13 protein-coding genes and 2 riboswitches are annotated in these 16369 nt (G+C 70.7%); of the genes, 3 read left to right on the top strand and 10 right to left on the bottom strand.

Annotated elements, in window-relative coordinates:
- Nucleotides 1-71 precede the first annotated feature (71 nt).
- Nucleotides 72-1637 (top strand): alpha/beta fold hydrolase, encoded by a 1566-nt coding sequence (locus BM109_RS17830; protein WP_093344935.1) that lies wholly within the window; start codon nucleotides 72-74, stop codon nucleotides 1635-1637.
- Here BM109_RS17830 and BM109_RS17825 read toward each other — a convergent pair.
- From BM109_RS17825 to BM109_RS17785, 9 genes are all read right to left on the bottom strand, one after another.
- Nucleotides 1580-2311 (bottom strand): Crp/Fnr family transcriptional regulator, encoded by a 732-nt coding sequence (locus BM109_RS17825; protein ID WP_093344932.1) that lies wholly within the window; start codon nucleotides 2309-2311, stop codon nucleotides 1580-1582. The genes BM109_RS17830 and BM109_RS17825 overlap by 58 nt on opposite strands.
- A gap of 25 nt (nucleotides 2312-2336) precedes the next feature.
- Nucleotides 2337-5249, bottom strand: coding sequence for an aminomethyl-transferring glycine dehydrogenase (gene gcvP / locus BM109_RS17820; RefSeq protein WP_057607547.1), 2913 nt, complete (start codon nucleotides 5247-5249; stop codon nucleotides 2337-2339).
- A gap of 75 nt (nucleotides 5250-5324) precedes the next feature.
- Entirely contained in the window at nucleotides 5325-5696 is a 372-nt protein-coding gene (gene gcvH / locus BM109_RS17815) for a glycine cleavage system protein GcvH (RefSeq protein WP_093344930.1), read from the bottom strand.
- Nucleotides 5697-5779: 83 nt separating this feature from the next.
- On the bottom strand, nucleotides 5780-6979 hold the full coding sequence (gene gcvT / locus BM109_RS17810) for a glycine cleavage system aminomethyltransferase GcvT (RefSeq protein WP_093344927.1): 1200 nt from the start codon (nucleotides 6977-6979) through the stop codon (nucleotides 5780-5782).
- A gap of 15 nt (nucleotides 6980-6994) precedes the next feature.
- Nucleotides 6995-7101: riboswitch (glycine riboswitch) on the bottom strand.
- A 20-nt stretch (nucleotides 7102-7121) separates the two neighbouring features.
- Nucleotides 7122-7205, bottom strand: a riboswitch (glycine riboswitch).
- A gap of 22 nt (nucleotides 7206-7227) precedes the next feature.
- Nucleotides 7228-8187: an alpha/beta hydrolase gene (locus BM109_RS17805; protein WP_093344925.1), complete on the bottom strand. Its 960-nt coding sequence runs from the start codon at nucleotides 8185-8187 to the stop codon at nucleotides 7228-7230.
- On the bottom strand, nucleotides 8184-9527 hold the full coding sequence (locus BM109_RS17800) for an amidohydrolase family protein (RefSeq protein ID WP_093344921.1): 1344 nt from the start codon (nucleotides 9525-9527) through the stop codon (nucleotides 8184-8186). Before BM109_RS17800 ends, BM109_RS17805 begins: the two co-directional genes overlap by 4 nt.
- A 4-nt stretch (nucleotides 9528-9531) precedes the next feature.
- Entirely contained in the window at nucleotides 9532-11055 is a 1524-nt protein-coding gene (locus tag BM109_RS17795) for an FAD-dependent oxidoreductase (protein WP_256222628.1), read from the bottom strand.
- Nucleotides 11056-11079: 24 nt separating this feature from the next.
- A complete protein-coding gene (locus tag BM109_RS17790; protein WP_093344915.1) occupies nucleotides 11080-12153 on the bottom strand; it encodes a porin in 1074 nt (357 codons plus the stop codon).
- 32 nt (nucleotides 12154-12185) lie between these two features.
- A complete protein-coding gene (locus tag BM109_RS17785) occupies nucleotides 12186-13508 on the bottom strand; it encodes an MFS transporter (RefSeq protein ID WP_256222627.1) in 1323 nt (440 codons plus the stop codon).
- A gap of 158 nt (nucleotides 13509-13666) precedes the next feature.
- Here BM109_RS17785 and BM109_RS17780 point away from each other — a divergent pair, with 158 nt between their 5' ends.
- On the top strand, nucleotides 13667-14626 hold the full coding sequence (locus BM109_RS17780; RefSeq protein ID WP_093344912.1) for a LysR family transcriptional regulator: 960 nt from the start codon (nucleotides 13667-13669) through the stop codon (nucleotides 14624-14626).
- A 2-nt stretch (nucleotides 14627-14628) separates the two neighbouring features.
- Here BM109_RS17780 and BM109_RS17775 read toward each other — a convergent pair whose 3' ends face one another.
- Nucleotides 14629-15177 (bottom strand): hypothetical protein, encoded by a 549-nt coding sequence (locus BM109_RS17775; protein ID WP_093344909.1) that lies wholly within the window; start codon nucleotides 15175-15177, stop codon nucleotides 14629-14631.
- Nucleotides 15178-15360: 183 nt separating this feature from the next.
- On the opposite strand from BM109_RS17775, the gene BM109_RS17770 reads away from it, so the two are divergent.
- Complete coding sequence (locus BM109_RS17770; protein ID WP_093344906.1) at nucleotides 15361-16350, top strand: LysR family transcriptional regulator; 990 nt, start codon at nucleotides 15361-15363, stop codon at nucleotides 16348-16350.
- Nucleotides 16351-16369: the final 19 nt, after the last annotated feature.

Genomic DNA, 16369 nt, shown 5'->3' with positions numbered 1-16369 from the left:
GGGACAAACAGCATGGCTCGCCGTTCCTAGAGTCGCGTGCTTCTAAAGACACGACGAGGAACGAACGAGACATGAAGACCCTGATCCACGCCATCGCGCTGTGCGCCGCCGCCTGCATGGCCTTGCCGGCGGCGCACGCGGCCACCGTGCAGCAGCATGCGGTGCAATCGACGGTGCCCGATCCGCTCGCGGGCGCCGATGCGGCCAGGGGCACCAAGGTCGCGTTCACGCTGTTCCTGCCCGATGCGAAGCCCGAGGGCGGCTATCCGCTGGTGCTGCATTCGAGCGGCTTCGGCCTCGGCCGGCTGCGCGAACTGCCGCCGCGCGACACCGACCCGGGCGCGAGCTACTGGTCGCGCGTCGACCGCCTCGTGCCCACGCTGGTCGAGCGCGGCTATGCGGTGATCAGCTTCGACCATCGCGGCCATGGCGACAGCGGCGGCGACAGCCGCATCATGGATCCGCGGGCCGAGATCGCCGACATCCGCAGCCTGATCGACTGGGCCGAGCGCGAGCTGCCGCTGCGCAAGGGCGTCGACGGCAGGCCGCGCATCGGCAGCATCGGCGGCTCGTACGGTGGCGGCTACCAGATGCAGCTCGCCCAACTCGAGCCGCGCATCGCGACCGCGATCCCGTCGATGACCTGGTACGACCTGCAGCATTCGCTGGCGCCGCAGGGCGTGCTCAAGCAGGGCTTCGTGCAGTTCGAATGCTTCATGGCGCAGCGCGGCAAGGTGCGCGACGGCGGCCTGCTGCGGCCGCTGTGCGAGACGGCGCCCAAGCCCGGTGCCTGGGCCTGGAACGACATGGGCGCCGATGCGCAGCGGCTGCGCGATGCCTACCAGGCGCACGGGCCCTCGGGCCTGAGCTGGTCCGGGCAGCCGTCGCGCCGCGTCGATGCGCTGGTGGTGCAGGCCAGCGAGGACGTGCTGTTCGACATGGACGAGGGCCTGCGCAACTGGCGCCAGCTGAAGGCCGGCGGCGGCGACGTGCGGCTCATGGTGCTGCGCTCGGGCCATGTGAATCCGCGCGCGGGGCAGCGCGACAAGCCGGCGCGCTGCGGCAGCGTCGATGCCATGGACGCGATGCTCGGCTGGCTCGATGCCAAGCTGCGCGACATCGAGCCGTCCGCGCCTTCGGTGCCACAGCTCTGCATCGCGCTCGACGACGGCACGGCCTTCGAGGGCACGGCGCCGATCGCGGCTCAGTCGGGCGCAGCCCTCGCGCGGACCGAGGTGCGCGCCGGTTTGCCGGCACCGGTCTTCGTTCCCTTGCCCGCCGATGCACCACATGGCGCGGTGCTGGCCGGCGTGCCCGAGGCCGAGCTCGACGTGCGGGCGGGCGGCGGACCCGGCGTGGCGCTGGTGGGGCTCGCGCTGCGCCGCAACGGCGAGCTGATGCTGCTGTCGGACCAGGTGGTGCCCGCGCCGCCGGGGCGGCAGCGCATCGCGCTCGGCGGCGTGGCCGCGCGCCTGCGGCCCGGCGACGAGCTCGGCGTGGCGCTGTTCGCCACCCATGCGCAGTACGTCTGGGCGCCCGCGTCGGGCGCGCCGGTGGCCGGCATCGTCGGCGACAACGCCTATGCGGTCTCGGGTCGCGTGTGGCTGCCGCTCGCGGCCGAGGGCGCGGCGCGGTAGGCGCGCAGCGCATCGAGGTCGCGCAAGGTCACGACCTGGTAGCCGAGGGTGAGCAGGCCCTCGGCCTCGAGCCGTCGCAGCGCCGCGTTGAGCCGCGGGCGCGACATGTTGCAGTAGAGCGCGAGCTCGGCCTGCGAGACCTGCAGCTCGAGCGAGCGCGGCGGAAAGCCCGCCGGGCTGAACAGCGAGGCCAGGCTCTGCGCGACCTTGGCGACCGGGTCAAGCGTGCGGTCCGACAGCGTGACGGCCATCGACTGCGTGAGCCGTTCGCTCAGCAGCTGCAGCACGAAGCGGTTGAAGGCGCGGTTGCCGTCGAGCAGGTGGAAGAAGGCGGCCCTCGGCATCTTGATGACCACCGCGTCGGACAGCGCCACCGCGTCGCAGAAGCGAGGCTCGTTGCGGATCAGCTCGACCTCGCCGACCCAGCTGAAGGCCTGGCCCATGAAGGTCACGGGCTTGCCCGAGGCCGAGGTGGTGCACAGCTTCATGCTGCCGCGCCCCATGCCGACCCAGTGCTCGGCCGGATCGCCGCGGTGCCAGATGGCCTGGCCCGCGGTGAGTTCGACGAAGCGCAGCTGCGGCAGCAGCACTTCGGCCTCGTCGTCGCTCAGCGTGTGGGCCCAGACGCAGCCGCGCCAGCGCGACTTGAGCGAGGCGATCTCGCCGGGGTCCATGCGGCGTCCGGCGGCCCGTCGCGGATCAGGCCGCTTCGGTTTCCTGGTACTCGCCCACGGGCACGCAGCTGCAGAACAGGTTGCGGTCGCCGTAGACGTTGTCGACGCGGCCGATCGGCGGCCAGTACTTGGCGTCCTTGAGCCCGGCCAGCGGGAAGGCGCCGAGTTCGCGCGCATAGGGGTGGCCCCATTCGCTGCCGAGCAGGCTCGCGGCCGTGTGCGGCGCGTGCTTGAGCGGGTTGTCGTCCTTCGGCCAGACGCCTTCCTCGATGCGGCGGATCTCGCCGCGGATGGCGATCATCGCCTCGATGAAGCGGTCGAGCTCGGCCAGCGGCTCGCTCTCGGTCGGCTCCACCATCAGCGTGCCCGGCACCGGGAAGCTCAGCGTGGGCGCATGGAAGCCGTAGTCGATCAGGCGCTTGGCGACGTCCTCGGCGGTGACGCCGCTGGTGTCCTTGAGCGGGCGCAGGTCGAGGATGCACTCGTGCGCGACGTGGCCGTTGGGGCTCGCGTACAGCGTGGGGTAGTGGTCCTTGAGCCGCGCGCTGATGTAGTTGGCGCTGAGGATCGCGGTTTCGGTCGCGGCCTGCAGGCCCTTCGCGCCCATCATGCGGCAGTACATCCAGCTGATCGGCAGCACGGCCGCATTGCCCAGCGGCGCCGCCGACACGGCGCCCACGCCATGGCCCGACACGCCCGCGGTCGCATGGCCCGGCAGGTAGGGCACGAGATCCTCGACCACGCAGACCGGGCCCACGCCCGGGCCGCCGCCGCCGTGCGGGATGCAGAAGGTCTTGTGCAGGTTCAGATGGCTCACGTCGCCGCCGAACTCGCCCGGCGCGGCCACGCCCACCAGCGCGTTCATGTTGGCGCCGTCGACATACACGCGGCCGCCGTGCGCATGCACCAGTTCGCACAGCTCCTTCACGCGGGTCTCGAACACGCCGTGCGTGCTCGGGTAGGTGATCATCACCGCTGCCAGGTTCTTGCCATGCTTCTCGCAGGCGCGCTTGAGGTCGTCGAGGTCGACGTTGCCCTGCGCGTCGCAGGCCGTCACCACCACCTGCAGGCCCACCATCTGCGCGCTCGCGGGATTGGTGCCGTGCGCCGACGAGGGGATCAGGCAGATGTTGCGGTGGCCCTCGCCCTTGGCTTCGTGGAAGGCGCGGATCGCCAGCAGGCCCGCGTACTCGCCCTGCGAGCCGGCATTGGGCTGCAGGCTGATGCCCGCGTAGCCGGTGGCCTCGCAGAGCCAGGCGCGCAGCTGGGCGTCGAGCTGGGCATAGCCCTGCAGCTGTTCGGCCGGCGCGAAGGGATGGATGTTCGCGAACTCGGGCCAGGTGATCGGGATCATCTCGCTGGTCGCGTTGAGCTTCATGGTGCAGCTGCCCAGCGGGATCATGCTGCGGTCGAGCGCGAGGTCCTTGTCCGACAGGCTGCGGATGTAGCGCAGCATCGCGGTCTCGCTCTTGTGGGTGTTGAACACCGGGTGCGAGAGGAAAGCGCTCGCGCGGCGCAGTTCCTGCGGGATGCGCGGCGCGGTGTTGGCGGCCAGTTCCTCGAAGCGCGGCATCGGCGTGCCGGCGGGCACGAACAGCGCCCACAGGGTCTCGACGTCGGCGCGCGTGCTGGTCTCGTCGAGCGAGATTCCCAGGTGCTGCTGCAGCCGCTGGCGCAGGTTCACGTTGGCGGCCTGCGCGCGCTCGAGGATCTTCGCGGTGTCGTCGCCGGTGCGGATGGTCAGCGAATCGAAGGCGGTCTCGTTGACCGGCTCGCGGCCCATCTGGGCCAGGCCGCGCGCGAGGATGGCGGTGAGCGCGGCCACGCGCTGCGCGATGCGCGTGAGGCCGTCGGGGCCGTGGTAGACCGCGTACATGCTTGCGACCACCGCGGGCAGCACCTGCGCGGTGCAGATGTTCGAGGTCGCCTTCTCGCGCCGGATGTGCTGCTCGCGCGTCTGCAGCGCGAGGCGGTAGGCGGGGCGGCCATGGGTGTCGACGCTCACGCCGACCAGGCGGCCCGGCAGCGAGCGCTTGAAATCGTCGCGGCAGGCCAGGTAGGCCGCGTGCGGGCCGCCGTTGCACAGCGGCATGCCGAAGCGCTGGGTGGTGCCGCAGACGATGTCGGCATCCCATTCGCCGGGCGGCGCGAGCAGGGTCAGCGCCAGCAGGTCGGCCGCGACGCAGAAGGCCGCGCCGTACTGATGCGCGTGGCCCGCGAGCGGGCGCAGGTCGTGCACGTGGCCGGTGGTGGCCGGGTACTGCGCCAGCACGCCGAAGAATTCGCCGCTGGCCATCAGGTGCGGCAGGGTTTCCGAGGCGGTGCTGACCTTGACCTCGATGCCCAGCGGCGCGGCGCGGGTCTTCACCACCTCGATGGTCTGCGGATGGCAGTCGCCCGAGACCAGGAACACGTTGCTCTTGCTTTTGACGCTGCGCTTGGCCAGCGTCATCGCCTCGGCGGCCGCGGTGGCCTCGTCGAGCATCGAGGCATTGGCGATCGCCATGCCCGTGAGGTCGCACACCATGGTCTGGAAGTTGACCAGCGCCTCCATGCGGCCCTGCGAGATCTCGGCCTGGTAGGGCGTGTAGGCCGTGTACCAGGCCGGGTTCTCGAGGATGTTGCGCAGGATCACGCCCGGCGTGTGGGTGCCGTAGTAGCCCTGGCCGATGAAGTTGCGGAACACCTTGTTCTTCGCCGCGATCGCCTTGAGCTCGGCCAGCGCGTCGGCCTCGGTGGCCGGTGCCGGCAGCCGCATCGGCTTGCTGCGCCGGATCGCCGCGGGCACGATGCCGTCGATGAGTTCGGCGCGCGTGGCCGACCCGATCACGGGCAGCATGCGCGCCTCGTCGTCGGCATCGATGCCGATGTGGCGGGCGATGAATTCCTCGGCGTTCTCGAGTTCTTGCAGGGTGGGCAGGGCGGCGGGGGTGGGCATGGCGGGCGGGGGAAGAGAAGGGGGAGCGGACTTCCGGACGCGAGCCTTCGCGTCCGGCCATCCGGTTTCAGGGGGTCAGGATTCCTCGGCGAACTTGCCGTAGGCGGTTTCGTCCATCAGCGCGTCGAGCTGCGCCGGTTCGGACAGCTTGACCTTGAAGAACCAGCCTTCGGCCAGCGGTGCGCTGTTGGCGAGCGAGGGATCGGCGCGCAGGGCTTCGTTGACTTCGGTGATCTCGCCCGAGACGGGCATGAACACGTCGGCCGCGGCCTTCACCGATTCGACGACGCCGGCGACATCGCCCTGGGCGAAGCTCTTGCCGACCTCGGGCAGGTCGACGAAGACCACGTCGCCCAGCGCGTCCTGCGCATGGACGGTGATGCCGACCGTGGCGTTGCCGCCCTCGGCCTGCACCCATTCGTGGTCCTTGGTGTACTTGATGCTCATGTTGAAAAACTCCTCGTGGATAAAAAGTGGCCGATGCCGGGGCGTAGGTTAGCCGCGACGGCGGTCCGCCGGATGTCCGGTCGTCAGCCGCGGTAGTAGCGCGTCGGCACGAAGGGCAGGGTCGAGACCTCCATCGGCACCGGCTTGCCGCGCACGATGGCCTGCACCCGGGTGCCGGGCTCGGCGAAGGCGGTGGCCACGTAGCCCATGGCGACCGGCCGGTCGGCCGTCGGGCCCAGCAGGCCGCTGGTGACCTGGCCGATGTCCTGGCCCTCGAAGGACTGCAGCGGCGTGCCGTCGCGCACCGGGATGCGCTCGAGCGCGACCAGGCCGACGCGGCGGCGCTTCAGGGTGTCGTGGTCGAGGTGGCCAGCGGCGCCGGTGGCGGCCACGAGCTGGGCCAGGATCTTCTCGGCGCCGGGGAAGCCGCCCGCGCGCGCGCCGCCCGTGCGGCGCACCTTCTGGATCGCCCAGTTGAGCGAGGCCTCGACCGGCGTGGTGCTGGTGTCGATGTCGCTGCCGTAGAGGCACAGGCCGGCCTCGAGCCGCAGCGAGTTGCGCGCGCCCAGGCCGATGGGCTTGACCTCGGGCTGGGCCAGCAGCAGCCGCGCCAGCGCGTCGGCGTCCTTCGCGGCGACCGAGATCTCGAAGCCGTCCTCGCCGGTGTAGCCGCTGCGCGTGACGAAGGCGGCTATGCCGCCGATCTGCACGGCGCCGCCGGTCATGAACACGAAGCGCTCGATGCCGGGCGACAGCCGCGCCAGCGTGGCCGCGGCCTGCGGGCCCTGCAGCGCGAGCAGCGCCTGCTCGGGCAGCGGCTGCACCTGGCAGCGCTGGCCGATCCTCTGCTGGATGTGGGCGATGTCGGCCACCTTGCAGGCGCCGTTGACGATCACGAACAGCGAGCCGTTGCCTTCGTTGAAGAACATCAGGTCGTCGAGGATGCCGCCCTGGTCGTCGAGCAGCAGGCCGTAGCGCTGCTTGCCCGCGGGCAGGTCGATCACGTCGACCGGCATCAGGGTCTCGAAGGCGGCCGCGGCGTCGGGGCCGGACAGGCGCAGCTGGCCCATGTGGGAGATGTCGAACAGGCCCGCGGCCTCGCGCGTGTGCTTGTGCTCGGCCATCAGGCCGGCGGGGTACTGGACCGGCATCGAGTAGCCGGCGAAGGGCACCATGCGGGCGCCGAGTTCCAGGTGCAGCGCGTGCAGCGGGGTCTTGAGCAGTTCGGATTCGGGGGCGGAAGCAGCCACGGGGCACTCCTGGGGGCAGCAATCGAATGCCATGGCTCGCGCCATGGGGCCACCCCTGCTGTCCGCTTTACCTGAGAGATTCGCCCCACGATCGGGGTTTGCTCCTTCGGTGGACCGGGCGCCTGCGGCACCGGCCTCTCTCCAGCAAGGAAACGCCGTCCCGCGAAGGCCGGCGCTGTGTCAGTCCTTTTGCCTGAGCGTTCGGGGGTTCCCTGCGCCTTCGGCGGCCCCGTGCGGGGCTCTCTCCTGACCCGGGCGAGTGTAGTGGATTGCGGGCCGCTTCAGCCGCGGCCGCGCAGCCGGTCCGACAGCGATCGGCAGATGGCGTCGTGGGCCCGGCCGGCGGCGGCCGACTGGGCGAAGAAGCCGAAGAAGGGGTGGAACATGTCGTCGAAGCGCAGCAGCCGGGTCGGCACGCCGGCCGCCTCGAGCCGGTGCGCATAGGCCAGGCCTTCCTCGCGCAGCGGGTCGTGGCCGGCGACGGCGATCAGGGTCGGCGGCAGGCCCGCGAGCTCCGCCGCGCGCAGCGGGGAGGGCGGCACCTCGGTGGCGCGGTGGGCCGAGGCGCCCATGCAGAGCCGGGCGATCTCGCGCAGGTCGGCGGGCGCGAGCATCGGGTAGTCGATGCCGCGGACCTCGATCGCGGCCACGTCGCGCGCCATGTCCAGGCCCGGCACCACCAGCAGTTGGGCCGCCAGCGGCCGTGCCTGGCCGCGCAGCGCCAGCGCGGCGCAGGCGGCCAGGTTGGCGCCCGCGCTCTCGCCGGCCAGGGCGACCCGGGACGGATCGCCGCCGAGCATTTCCGCTTGGTCCAGCGCCCAGCGGGTCGCGGCCAGGGCATCGTCGTGCGCGGCCGGGAACGGGTGCTCGGGCGCCAGCCTGTAGTCCACCGAGACCACCACGGCTTCCACGTCGCGGCAGAGCTTGCGCGCGATGTCGTCCATCAGTTCGACGCTGCCGAGCACGAAGCCGCCGCCGTGCAGGAACACCACGGTCGGCAACACCGCTTCGGTAGAGACGGGCCGGTAGACCCGCACCGGCACGCGCAGGCCCTGGTGTTCGGCGACGCGGTCCTCGGTGGAAGCCACGACCGGCAGCGTCGTGCGCTCGCGCGCCGCCATCACCGCGCGGCGCATGCGTTCGCGCGCCTCGGCGGGCGTGCCCGAGAACGGCGGCGGTGCCTTGTTCGCGCGTATCGCCGCGACGATCGTCGCGAGCTCGGGATCGAGCGGCGCGCTCATTGCAGCCCCAGCACATAGGCCTGCGAGTCCGCCGCGCGCTGCCGCAGCCGATCGAGGTCCACATCGAGCAGGCGACCGTCGCGCTTCACCGCCCGCCCCGCGACGAACACGCTGTCGACATTGCCCGGATGGGCGCCCAGCACCACCGCGCCCACCGCGTCGGAGACCGGCGCCAGGTTCAGGTCGTCGGCGCGGATCAGCACCACGTCGGCCTGCTTCCCCGGCGTGAGCGAGCCCACCTTGTGCGCCAGCCCGTTCGCCTGCGCGCCGGCCAGGGTGGCGAAGCCCAGCACGTCGCGCAGGCCCAGCGTCGCCGGGGCGTTCTTCGTCTTCGAATGACCACCGCCCATCCATGAGCGGTAATAGGCCAAGGCATGGCGCATCTGCGTGAACATGTCGCCCGCGCACTTGGTCTCGGTGTCGCCGCTGAGGCTGGGCCGGATGCCCACGGCCAGCAGCCGGTCGAACGGGATGTCGCCCATGCCCTGCGCATTGAGCTCGCAGTGCACGCCGAGCGAGGCGCTGACGCCGGCGTCGGCCATCATCGAGAACTCGTCGTGGTGCGAGCAGCAGCAGTGCACGAAGGTCAGGTCGTCGCCGAGCACGCCGGCCTCGTGCATCTGCGCGATGCCGCGCACGGCGGCGTTGCGCGCGTAGGCGCCCATGTGGATGCTCGAGCGGATGCCGAGTTCGCGCGCCAGTCGCAGGTCGCCGAGCCAGGTCTCGCGCCGCGCCATCTCGGGGCCGCGCGCGGCCATCGCGAGTGTGAGCAGCTGGTCGTCGCTCGAGAAGTAGCGCTCGCGCAGCCGCCGGATGTCCTGCGGATGGCCGCGCTCGCTGCCGAACATCCACGAGGCGCCGTCGACCAGCGGCCAGCCGTGCGCGAACACGCCGCGGATGCCGGCGTCGCGCAGCGCCGCGATCGCCGCGTCGGAATGCTCGGGGCTGTTCTGCACGTGCGACCAGTCGAGCATCGTGGTGATGCCGCTGTCGAGCGCCGCGACCGCGCCCAGCAAGGTGCCGGTGTAGACGTCCTCGGGCCGGTAGGCCGCGCCCTTGGCGCCCAGCATCTCGGCGAAGTAGACCTGCGAATCGATGTCGGCATAGCGATGCCGCACGCAGCTCTGCCAGGTGTGGCGATGGGTGTCGACGAAGCCGGGCAGCACGATCATGCGGTCCGCCTCGATCCGCTCGGCCTGGGGGGCATCGATGCTGGGCGCGATCGCGACGATGCGCTCGCCCTCGATCAGCACGTCGCCGTGGCGCAGCTCGCCGATGGCCGGGTCCATGCTCAGCACCCAGCCGCCCGCGATCAGCAGTGGCTTGTCGTCGTTCTTCATCGCATCACCTCCTCATCCAGCGCGAGAGTTCGTCCTCGACCTCGGCGGCGCGCGCCACGTCCGCGCTCGCCCAGGCCACATAGGCATCGGGCCGCACCAGCATCGCCTGCACGCCGCGCATGGCGGGCGGCACATGCGCCACGCGGGCCGGCAGCAGGGTCACGGGCAGGCCCTTCAGGTCCAGCGATTCGAACTGGCGCGAGTTGCCTTCGAGATCGAGCAGCAAAAAGCGCCGTTCGCGCAGCAGCTCGGCGACGCGCACCGAGCGGCCTTCGCGCGTGACGAGGTCGAAGTCGGGCAGCCGCTGGCCGGCCAGCGGGTGGCGATCGGCTTCCCCGGCGCGACCGGGGTAGGGCTGTTCGAGGCCGCACAGCTCCAGCACCAACTGGCGCTGCACCTCGGGCAGCGGAATGATGTGCCGCGCGAGCCGGCGCTTGAGCGCCACCGCATCGGGCTCGAAATTGAACTGCAGCACGCACTGCGCCTTCACGCTCTCGAGCAGCGCATGCATCACCGGCAGGCGCTCGGCGTCGTAGCTGTCCAGCGTGGCCTCGTCGGCCACGCCCGTGACGACGTTCGCGAGCTTCCAGCCCAGGTTGAAGGCATCCTGCAGGCAGAAGTTCATGCCAACGCCGCTGGCCGGGTAGTGGATGCGCGCCGACTCGCCGACCAGGAACACGCGCCCCTGGCGCAGGCGTGGCACCGCGCGCATCTGGTCGTCGAAGCGCGAGGCCCAGCGGAAGCCCTCGATGCCGTAGTCGCTGCCGAGCACGTCGCGCAGGCACTGCTTCGCCTCCTCGAGCGTCACCGGCTCGTCCTTGGTCGCATGGCGGCGGTCGCGGTGCACGATGTTGAAGCGCGTGATGCCTTCGCCGAAGGCATAGCCGCGCACCCAGCCCATCTCGTTGTCGGCGCCGGTGCGCCCGCCGGGCCAGGGCGCGCGGAGCTCGGCGTCGATCACGATGCCGCGGAAGGTGCCCGAGTGGCCCTCGAAGGGCATGCCGCACTGGGTTCGCACGGTGCTGCGGCCGCCGTCGGCGCCCACCAGGTAGCTGGCGCGCAGGGTCGATGTCGCGCCCGATGGGGCGGCCACCTCGATCTCCACGCCCTCCGTGTCCTGCCGCACCGAGCGCACCTCGGCACCGCGGCGAAGCTCGGCGCCGCTGTCGGCCGCCCAGTCCCAGAGGATCTCCTCGGTCATGTTCTGCGGCAGCCCGAGCGTGAAGCCGAAGCGGGTGTCGAGGTGCTCCCACTCGATCGACTGGAAGCCGGCCCAGATGTGGCTCGAACGGAAGGGGTAGTCGAGGATCTGCGTCGTCCGCTCGATGAAGCGGTCGGCGATGCCGCGTGCATCGAACAGCTCGAGCACGCGCGGCAGCAGCGTGCCCGCGCGCGACTGCACGCCCTCGATGCGCCGCTCCAGCACCAGCGTGCGCGCCCCCGAACCCGCCAACTCGGCCGCCACGGTCAGGCCCGAGGGGCCGCCACCGACGACGATCACGTCCCACTGCATTGAATCTCCGGTCACTCGATCTCCTTGGAAGAAAGCTTTTTAGAAGGCGTGCGTCATGCCGACCTCGAACGCCGACTGGCGGCGGCCGCCCGCGACGGCCTGGCTGCGCAGCACCGCCTTCTGCCCGGGTCCCGCCTTCTGCAGCACGCCGAGCAGGTAGAGGCTGGTGCGCTTGGACAGCGCGTAGTCGACATGGCCATGGACCTGATCCCAGCGGTAGCTCGCGAGCTTCGTGAGCGAATAGCCGCCGCCGATGCGCAACTGGTTCGTGAGGTACTTGTAGGCACCGACATCGAGGGTTCGCGCCGTCTCGGTCTGCTGCAGTCCGGCCGCCGACAGGCGCGTGTGGCTGTAGTTGCCCATCCAGCGCCAGCCGTCGCTGGTGTAGGCCAGCCCGACCGTGGCCGTGTCCTGCGTCTGCGACAGCGTCGTGCCCGGGGCCTTGGTGAAGTCGACGCCGTAGAGGCTGGGCACGCCGAGCCGGGTCGCGGGCGCGTACGGGATGCCCTTGACCGACTCCCAGATCGCGAGCGCCTGCAGCGGCCCGCTGGCATAGCTGAGTTCCGCTCCGACGGCGCGCCCGACGTTGGTGGTCGAGTCCGCCTCCGCGAAGCCGTACATGGCGCCGAACTGGAAGCCGCCGAACACCGGCGACTTGTATTTGACGAGGTTGCTCAGCGAGTTGCCGACCGTGCGGTCCAGGTTGCCGGGATGCGTGGCGAGCAGCGAGGTGTAGCGCTCAGAGGTGAAGGGCGTCGCGTCGGCGAGCAGGTCGTACATCGCGCCCAGCGTGAGCGTGCCCCAGGTGCCCGAACTCAGGCCCATGTAGCTCTCGAGCGGCGCGAGCGTTCCGCTGTCGACGAAGACCGAGTTGCTCCAGCGGAAGATCGCGCGCAGGTCGCCGCCCAGCGATTCGCTGCCGGTCAGCGCCAGGAAGGGCGCGGCATGCGTGGAGGTCATCTGCAGCTGGCTGCGGCCGCCCGAGTCGCGGGTGTAGAGCACGCCGCTGCCGAGCAGGCCCGACAGCTTGAGTTCCGATTGCGCCTGCGCGCCCTGCGCCAGCGAGAGTCCCGACAGGGCGAGCAGCAGGGCCTGGGTGTTGCGTTGGATCATGAGGGTGTGGCTCCCGGAAGGCTGCTGCGGGATCACGACGGCATCCGCCGCTCGAGGGTCACGCCCGACGTCTCGCGCCGCGCGAGACGGCCGCCGAGCAGCAGCGCCGCGCCGACCGCGATGCAGCCCGACAGCGCGAACACCGTGGCCATCGCCGAGGGCAGGGCCAGCGCCTGGCCGCCGTAGAGATGGCGCGCCACCAGTGCGATCAGCGTGGGCGAGCCCGACTGGGCGATCAGCCCGTTGAGCACCAGCACGATCGCCATCACCATGCCGATGCCGCCGGCCGGCACGGTGCGCGCCACGAAGGTCGAGGCGACCGCCATGAAGCTCCACGAGCACAGCACCACCAGCGCATCGAGCAGCCAGAAGGCCGTGAGGTCGCCCGTCAGGCACATCGACACGCTGAACACGGTGGTGGCCGCGGCCACCACCGCGCCGATGCGCGCGACCGCCGCGAGTCCGGTGGCACGGTCGAGCGCCACGCCGACCAGCCACAGCCCGAGCGGGCCCATCGTCAGCAGCAGGCCGCCCTGCATCAGGCCGATGTCGCGCAGCTCGAGACCCCAGCGGCGCGCGATCATGGTGGGTATCCAGGCCGCCATGCCGAAGCCGATCATCGAGCTGCCGACCGCGAAGGCGAACAGCGGCACGAACAGCCGTCGCTGGCCGGCCAGCCAGCGCAGCACGGTGCGCAGGCCCTCCTGCGGACGGGTGGCCGCATCGCGCTGCGAGCGCGGATCCTTGAAGCAGAAGATCAGCAGGCTCAGCGGCAGGCCGGCCACGCCGATCATGAACAGCGTCAGCTGCCAGGCCGAGACTTCGCCGACGAAGGGCAGCGCATGGATGCCCGAGGCCTGCACCAGGTGCAGCAGCGGCCCGCCGAGCACCAGCGACAGGCCGGTGCCCAGCATCATCGACATGGTGTAGACCGAGAGCGCGCGGGCGCGGCGCCGGTCGTCCACGCCGTCGCGGATCAGCGAATAGGAAGAGGGGGGCGTCAGCGCCTCGGCCGCACCGACGACGGCGCGCGCGATCACCAGCGCGATGAAGGCGGTGGCCGCCGCGTTGGCCGCCACCGCCGCCGACCAGACCAGCACGCCGGTGGCGATCACGAGGCGGCGGTCGAAGCGGTCGGCCAGCCAGCCGGCCGGCAGGCCGACCAGGATGTTGGCGACCGCGAAGGCGGTGCCGATCAGGAAGCTGATCTGGATGTCGCTGACGCCGAAGTCGCGCTGGATCGGACCGACCATCAGAACCAGGATGTTCTTGTCGATCTGGGCCAGCATGTTCAGCAGGGTCAGGCAGGCCACCAGGGCCCACTGCGCGCGTGCGCGCTTGCGTTGGTCTTGCATCTTGTCTTGTCTCCGGTTGCTTGTTCTGCGAGCTGGCGATGGCTCGTTGGTGGCGGATGATCCGGGCCGGCGATGCATATGCAAAATTCATTCTTTAAATTCGATGCATTTGCCGCGCAAATTCCTGGAAGATCTCGCGCGAATCAAGGAGACGACCCATGCGCTTCAACAAACTCGACCTCAACCTGCTGGTGGTGCTCGATGCGGTGCTGACCACGCGCAGCGTGAGCCGCGCCGCCGAGCGGCTGTACCTGAGCCAGCCGGCGACCAGCCTGTCGCTGAGCCGGCTGCGCGAATACTTCGAGGACGAACTGCTGGTGCCGGTCGGCAAGACGCAGGTGCCGACCGCGCTCGCCAACGAGCTGATGAAGCCGGTGCGCGACGTGCTGCTGCAGCTGCAGACCATCACACGCGCGCGGCCCGGCTTCGACCCGGCCACCTCGACCCGGCGCTTCACCATCGAGTCCTCGGACTACGTGATCAGCGTGCTGCTGTCCGAGGTGGTGCGGCGCGCCGCCACGCTCGCGCCGCTGATGCAGTTCGACCTGCGCGCCATGAGCCCGCAGATGCGCGAGCACCTCGACAGCGGCGAGATCGAGCTGCTGATCTCGCCCGATTTCGCGATCGTGCCCGGGCATCCGTCCGAGCCGCTGTTCGAGGACACCTTCTCGTGCCTGCTGTGCCTCGACCAGGCCGTGAAGGGCAAGCGGCTCGGCGCCGAGCAGTACTTCGAGTCCGCCCACGTCGGCATCGAATGGGCCGGCGGCCGGCGCGTGACCTTCGACGCGCGGCTCATCTCCACGGGCCGGCGCACGCGCCGCCAGGACGTGATCGCGCCCAACTTCACGCTGGTGCCCGAGCTGCTGCTCGGCACCGCGCGCATCGCCACCCTGCCGACGCGGCTGGCGCACCAGATGGCGCGGCGCTTTCCGCTGCAGGTGCAGCCCTGTCCGGTCGAGATTCCGGGCTTCACCGAGAAGCTGCAGTGGCACAAACACCAGGACCGTGATCCGGCGATCGTCTGGCTGCGCTCGCTGCTGCGCGAGACCGCGCAGGGGCTGCCCGAATTGAAGAGCCTGAAGGCCGCGCGTTCAGCGGCGCCGCGGCGTCGCGCCTGAGCTCAGTGCACCACTTCGGCCGGCGGCAGCAGCCGGTCGATGCGCTCGCGCAATGACTCGGCGCGCTCGGTGCCGGCGGTCTTCTCGACCTCGGTCAGCATCAGCGCGGCGATGGTCAGCATGGCCTCGCGGTCGCGCGCCTCGCGCAGCGCGTCGCGCATCTGCAGCGCGAAGCGTGGATCGCGGCGCACGAACATGCGCTCGCAGATGTCGAACAGGAACATGCGCGTGGTGGCCAGCGAGCGCTTGCCGTCGAAGGTGTCGGCGGCGGTCGAGACGTGGATGGGTTCGACGGCCGGCGCGGGCTGCGGTGCCGGCGCTGCTTCGGCCACGGCCGCGGCTTCGGCGGCCTTCGGATCGTGCAGGTAGCCGCGCTCCACCAGCGTCATCAGCGTCTGCTCGGCTTCGCCGTGGCTCGCGAACAGCGGGCTGAAGTCGGTCAGCGAACGGCGGCCGTCGGCCATCAGCAGCAACGCCCGTTCGCGCTGGCTCAGGGTGCGCTGTCCGCCCTGGAGTTCGTCGCGCGCCTTGTCGGTCTTGGTGGGAAACATGCGGTGCCGCCGGGTCCGGGATGGAGCCCGAGCTTCGGGGATGCGCGTGACACCTTCATGAAGCGCCGAAAACCAAAGGCCTCAAGGAATGTCGATCCGCCAAAGGGTTGTACCGCTGCCATGGCAGCCGGGCTCCGTGCTTCAATTTCTTCGCCTCGCGAAAATCAACAAAGGGAGTCAGCCATGCGTTTCCACAAGCTCGATCTGAACCAGCTCGTGATCCTCGATGCCCTGCTGTCCGAACGCAGCGTCGGGCGTGCCGCCAGGCGGCTCTACCTGAGCCAGCCCGCCACCAGTTGCGCCTTGAGCCGCCTGCGCGAGTACTTCGAGGACGACCTGCTGGTCATGGTCGGAAAGGCCCAGGCGCTGACGCCGCTGGCCTGCGAACTGCAGCAGCCGATCCGCGACGTGTTGCTGCAGGTGCAGACCATCACGCGCATCCGGCCCTCGTTCGATCCGACGACCTCGGCACGGCATTTCACGCTCGAATCGTCGGACAACGTCATCCTGGTGTTCCTGCAGGAAGCGGTGCGCCAGGCCGCGCTGCGCGCGCCGCTGATGGAATTCGATCTGCGCCTGCTCGGCGCGCGCTCCAAGGAGCACCTGGACAGCGGCGACATGGAGCTGCTGATCTGCCCCGATTTCGCGGCCGTGCCCGGCCATCCGATGGAGCCGCTGTACGAGGAGTCGTTCTCCTGCGCGGTATGGACCGGCCATCCGACGGTGCGCGACCGGCTGGACGTGGCGCAGTACTTCGACTGCGGGCACGTGGGCCTGGCCTGGCCCGACGGACGGCGCGTGACGGTGGACGCCCACGTGGTCGAGATCGGGCGGCACAAGCGGCGCCAGGAGGTCATCGCGCCCAACTTCGCGCTGATGGCGGAGATGGTGCTCGGCACTTCGCGCATCGCGACCCTGCCCACCCGGGTGGCGTTGAAGATGGCCGAACGCTTGCCGCTGCGCGTGCTGCCCTGCCCGATCGAGCTGCCGCACTTTCATCAAGTGCTGCAATGGCACAAGTTCCTCGAGCGGGACCCGGCGCTGGGGTGGCTGCGCGCGCTGCTGCTGGAGATAGGCCAGGCGATGCCGGCGCTGGCCGCGCTCGGGGGTGGGAGCGTTGCGGCGCCGGGCCGGCGCCGTGCCGCGAAGCCGGCCGCGACCGCGGCCGCCTGAACCTGCCGGCCGAAGGGCC

The sequence above is a fragment of the Variovorax sp. PDC80 genome (assembly GCF_900115375.1).
In the GTDB taxonomy this organism is placed as follows: Bacteria; Pseudomonadota; Gammaproteobacteria; order Burkholderiales; family Burkholderiaceae_C; genus Variovorax.
The sequence above is the reverse complement of the archived record's forward strand: the minus strand, read 5'-3'. Positions and strand labels throughout refer to the sequence as shown.

Coding starts and splice junctions, on each gene's coding strand:
- BM109_RS17830 (WP_093344935.1), top strand. CDS start 72: ATGAAGACCCTGATCCACGCCATCGCGCTGTGCGCCGCCGCCTGCATG.
- BM109_RS17825 (WP_093344932.1), bottom strand. CDS start 2,311: ATGGACCCCGGCGAGATCGCCTCGCTCAAGTCGCGCTGGCGCGGCTGC.
- gcvP (WP_057607547.1), bottom strand. CDS start 5,249: ATGCCCACCCCCGCCGCCCTGCCCACCCTGCAAGAACTCGAGAACGCC.
- gcvH (WP_093344930.1), bottom strand. CDS start 5,696: ATGAGCATCAAGTACACCAAGGACCACGAATGGGTGCAGGCCGAGGGC.
- gcvT (WP_093344927.1), bottom strand. CDS start 6,979: ATGGCATTCGATTGCTGCCCCCAGGAGTGCCCCGTGGCTGCTTCCGCC.
- BM109_RS17805 (WP_093344925.1), bottom strand. CDS start 8,187: ATGAGCGCGCCGCTCGATCCCGAGCTCGCGACGATCGTCGCGGCGATA.
- BM109_RS17800 (WP_093344921.1), bottom strand. CDS start 9,527: ATGAAGAACGACGACAAGCCACTGCTGATCGCGGGCGGCTGGGTGCTG.
- BM109_RS17790 (WP_093344915.1), bottom strand. CDS start 12,153: ATGATCCAACGCAACACCCAGGCCCTGCTGCTCGCCCTGTCGGGACTC.
- BM109_RS17785 (WP_256222627.1), bottom strand. CDS start 13,508: ATGCAAGACCAACGCAAGCGCGCACGCGCGCAGTGGGCCCTGGTGGCC.
- BM109_RS17780 (WP_093344912.1), top strand. CDS start 13,667: ATGCGCTTCAACAAACTCGACCTCAACCTGCTGGTGGTGCTCGATGCG.
- BM109_RS17775 (WP_093344909.1), bottom strand. CDS start 15,177: ATGTTTCCCACCAAGACCGACAAGGCGCGCGACGAACTCCAGGGCGGA.
- BM109_RS17770 (WP_093344906.1), top strand. CDS start 15,361: ATGCGTTTCCACAAGCTCGATCTGAACCAGCTCGTGATCCTCGATGCC.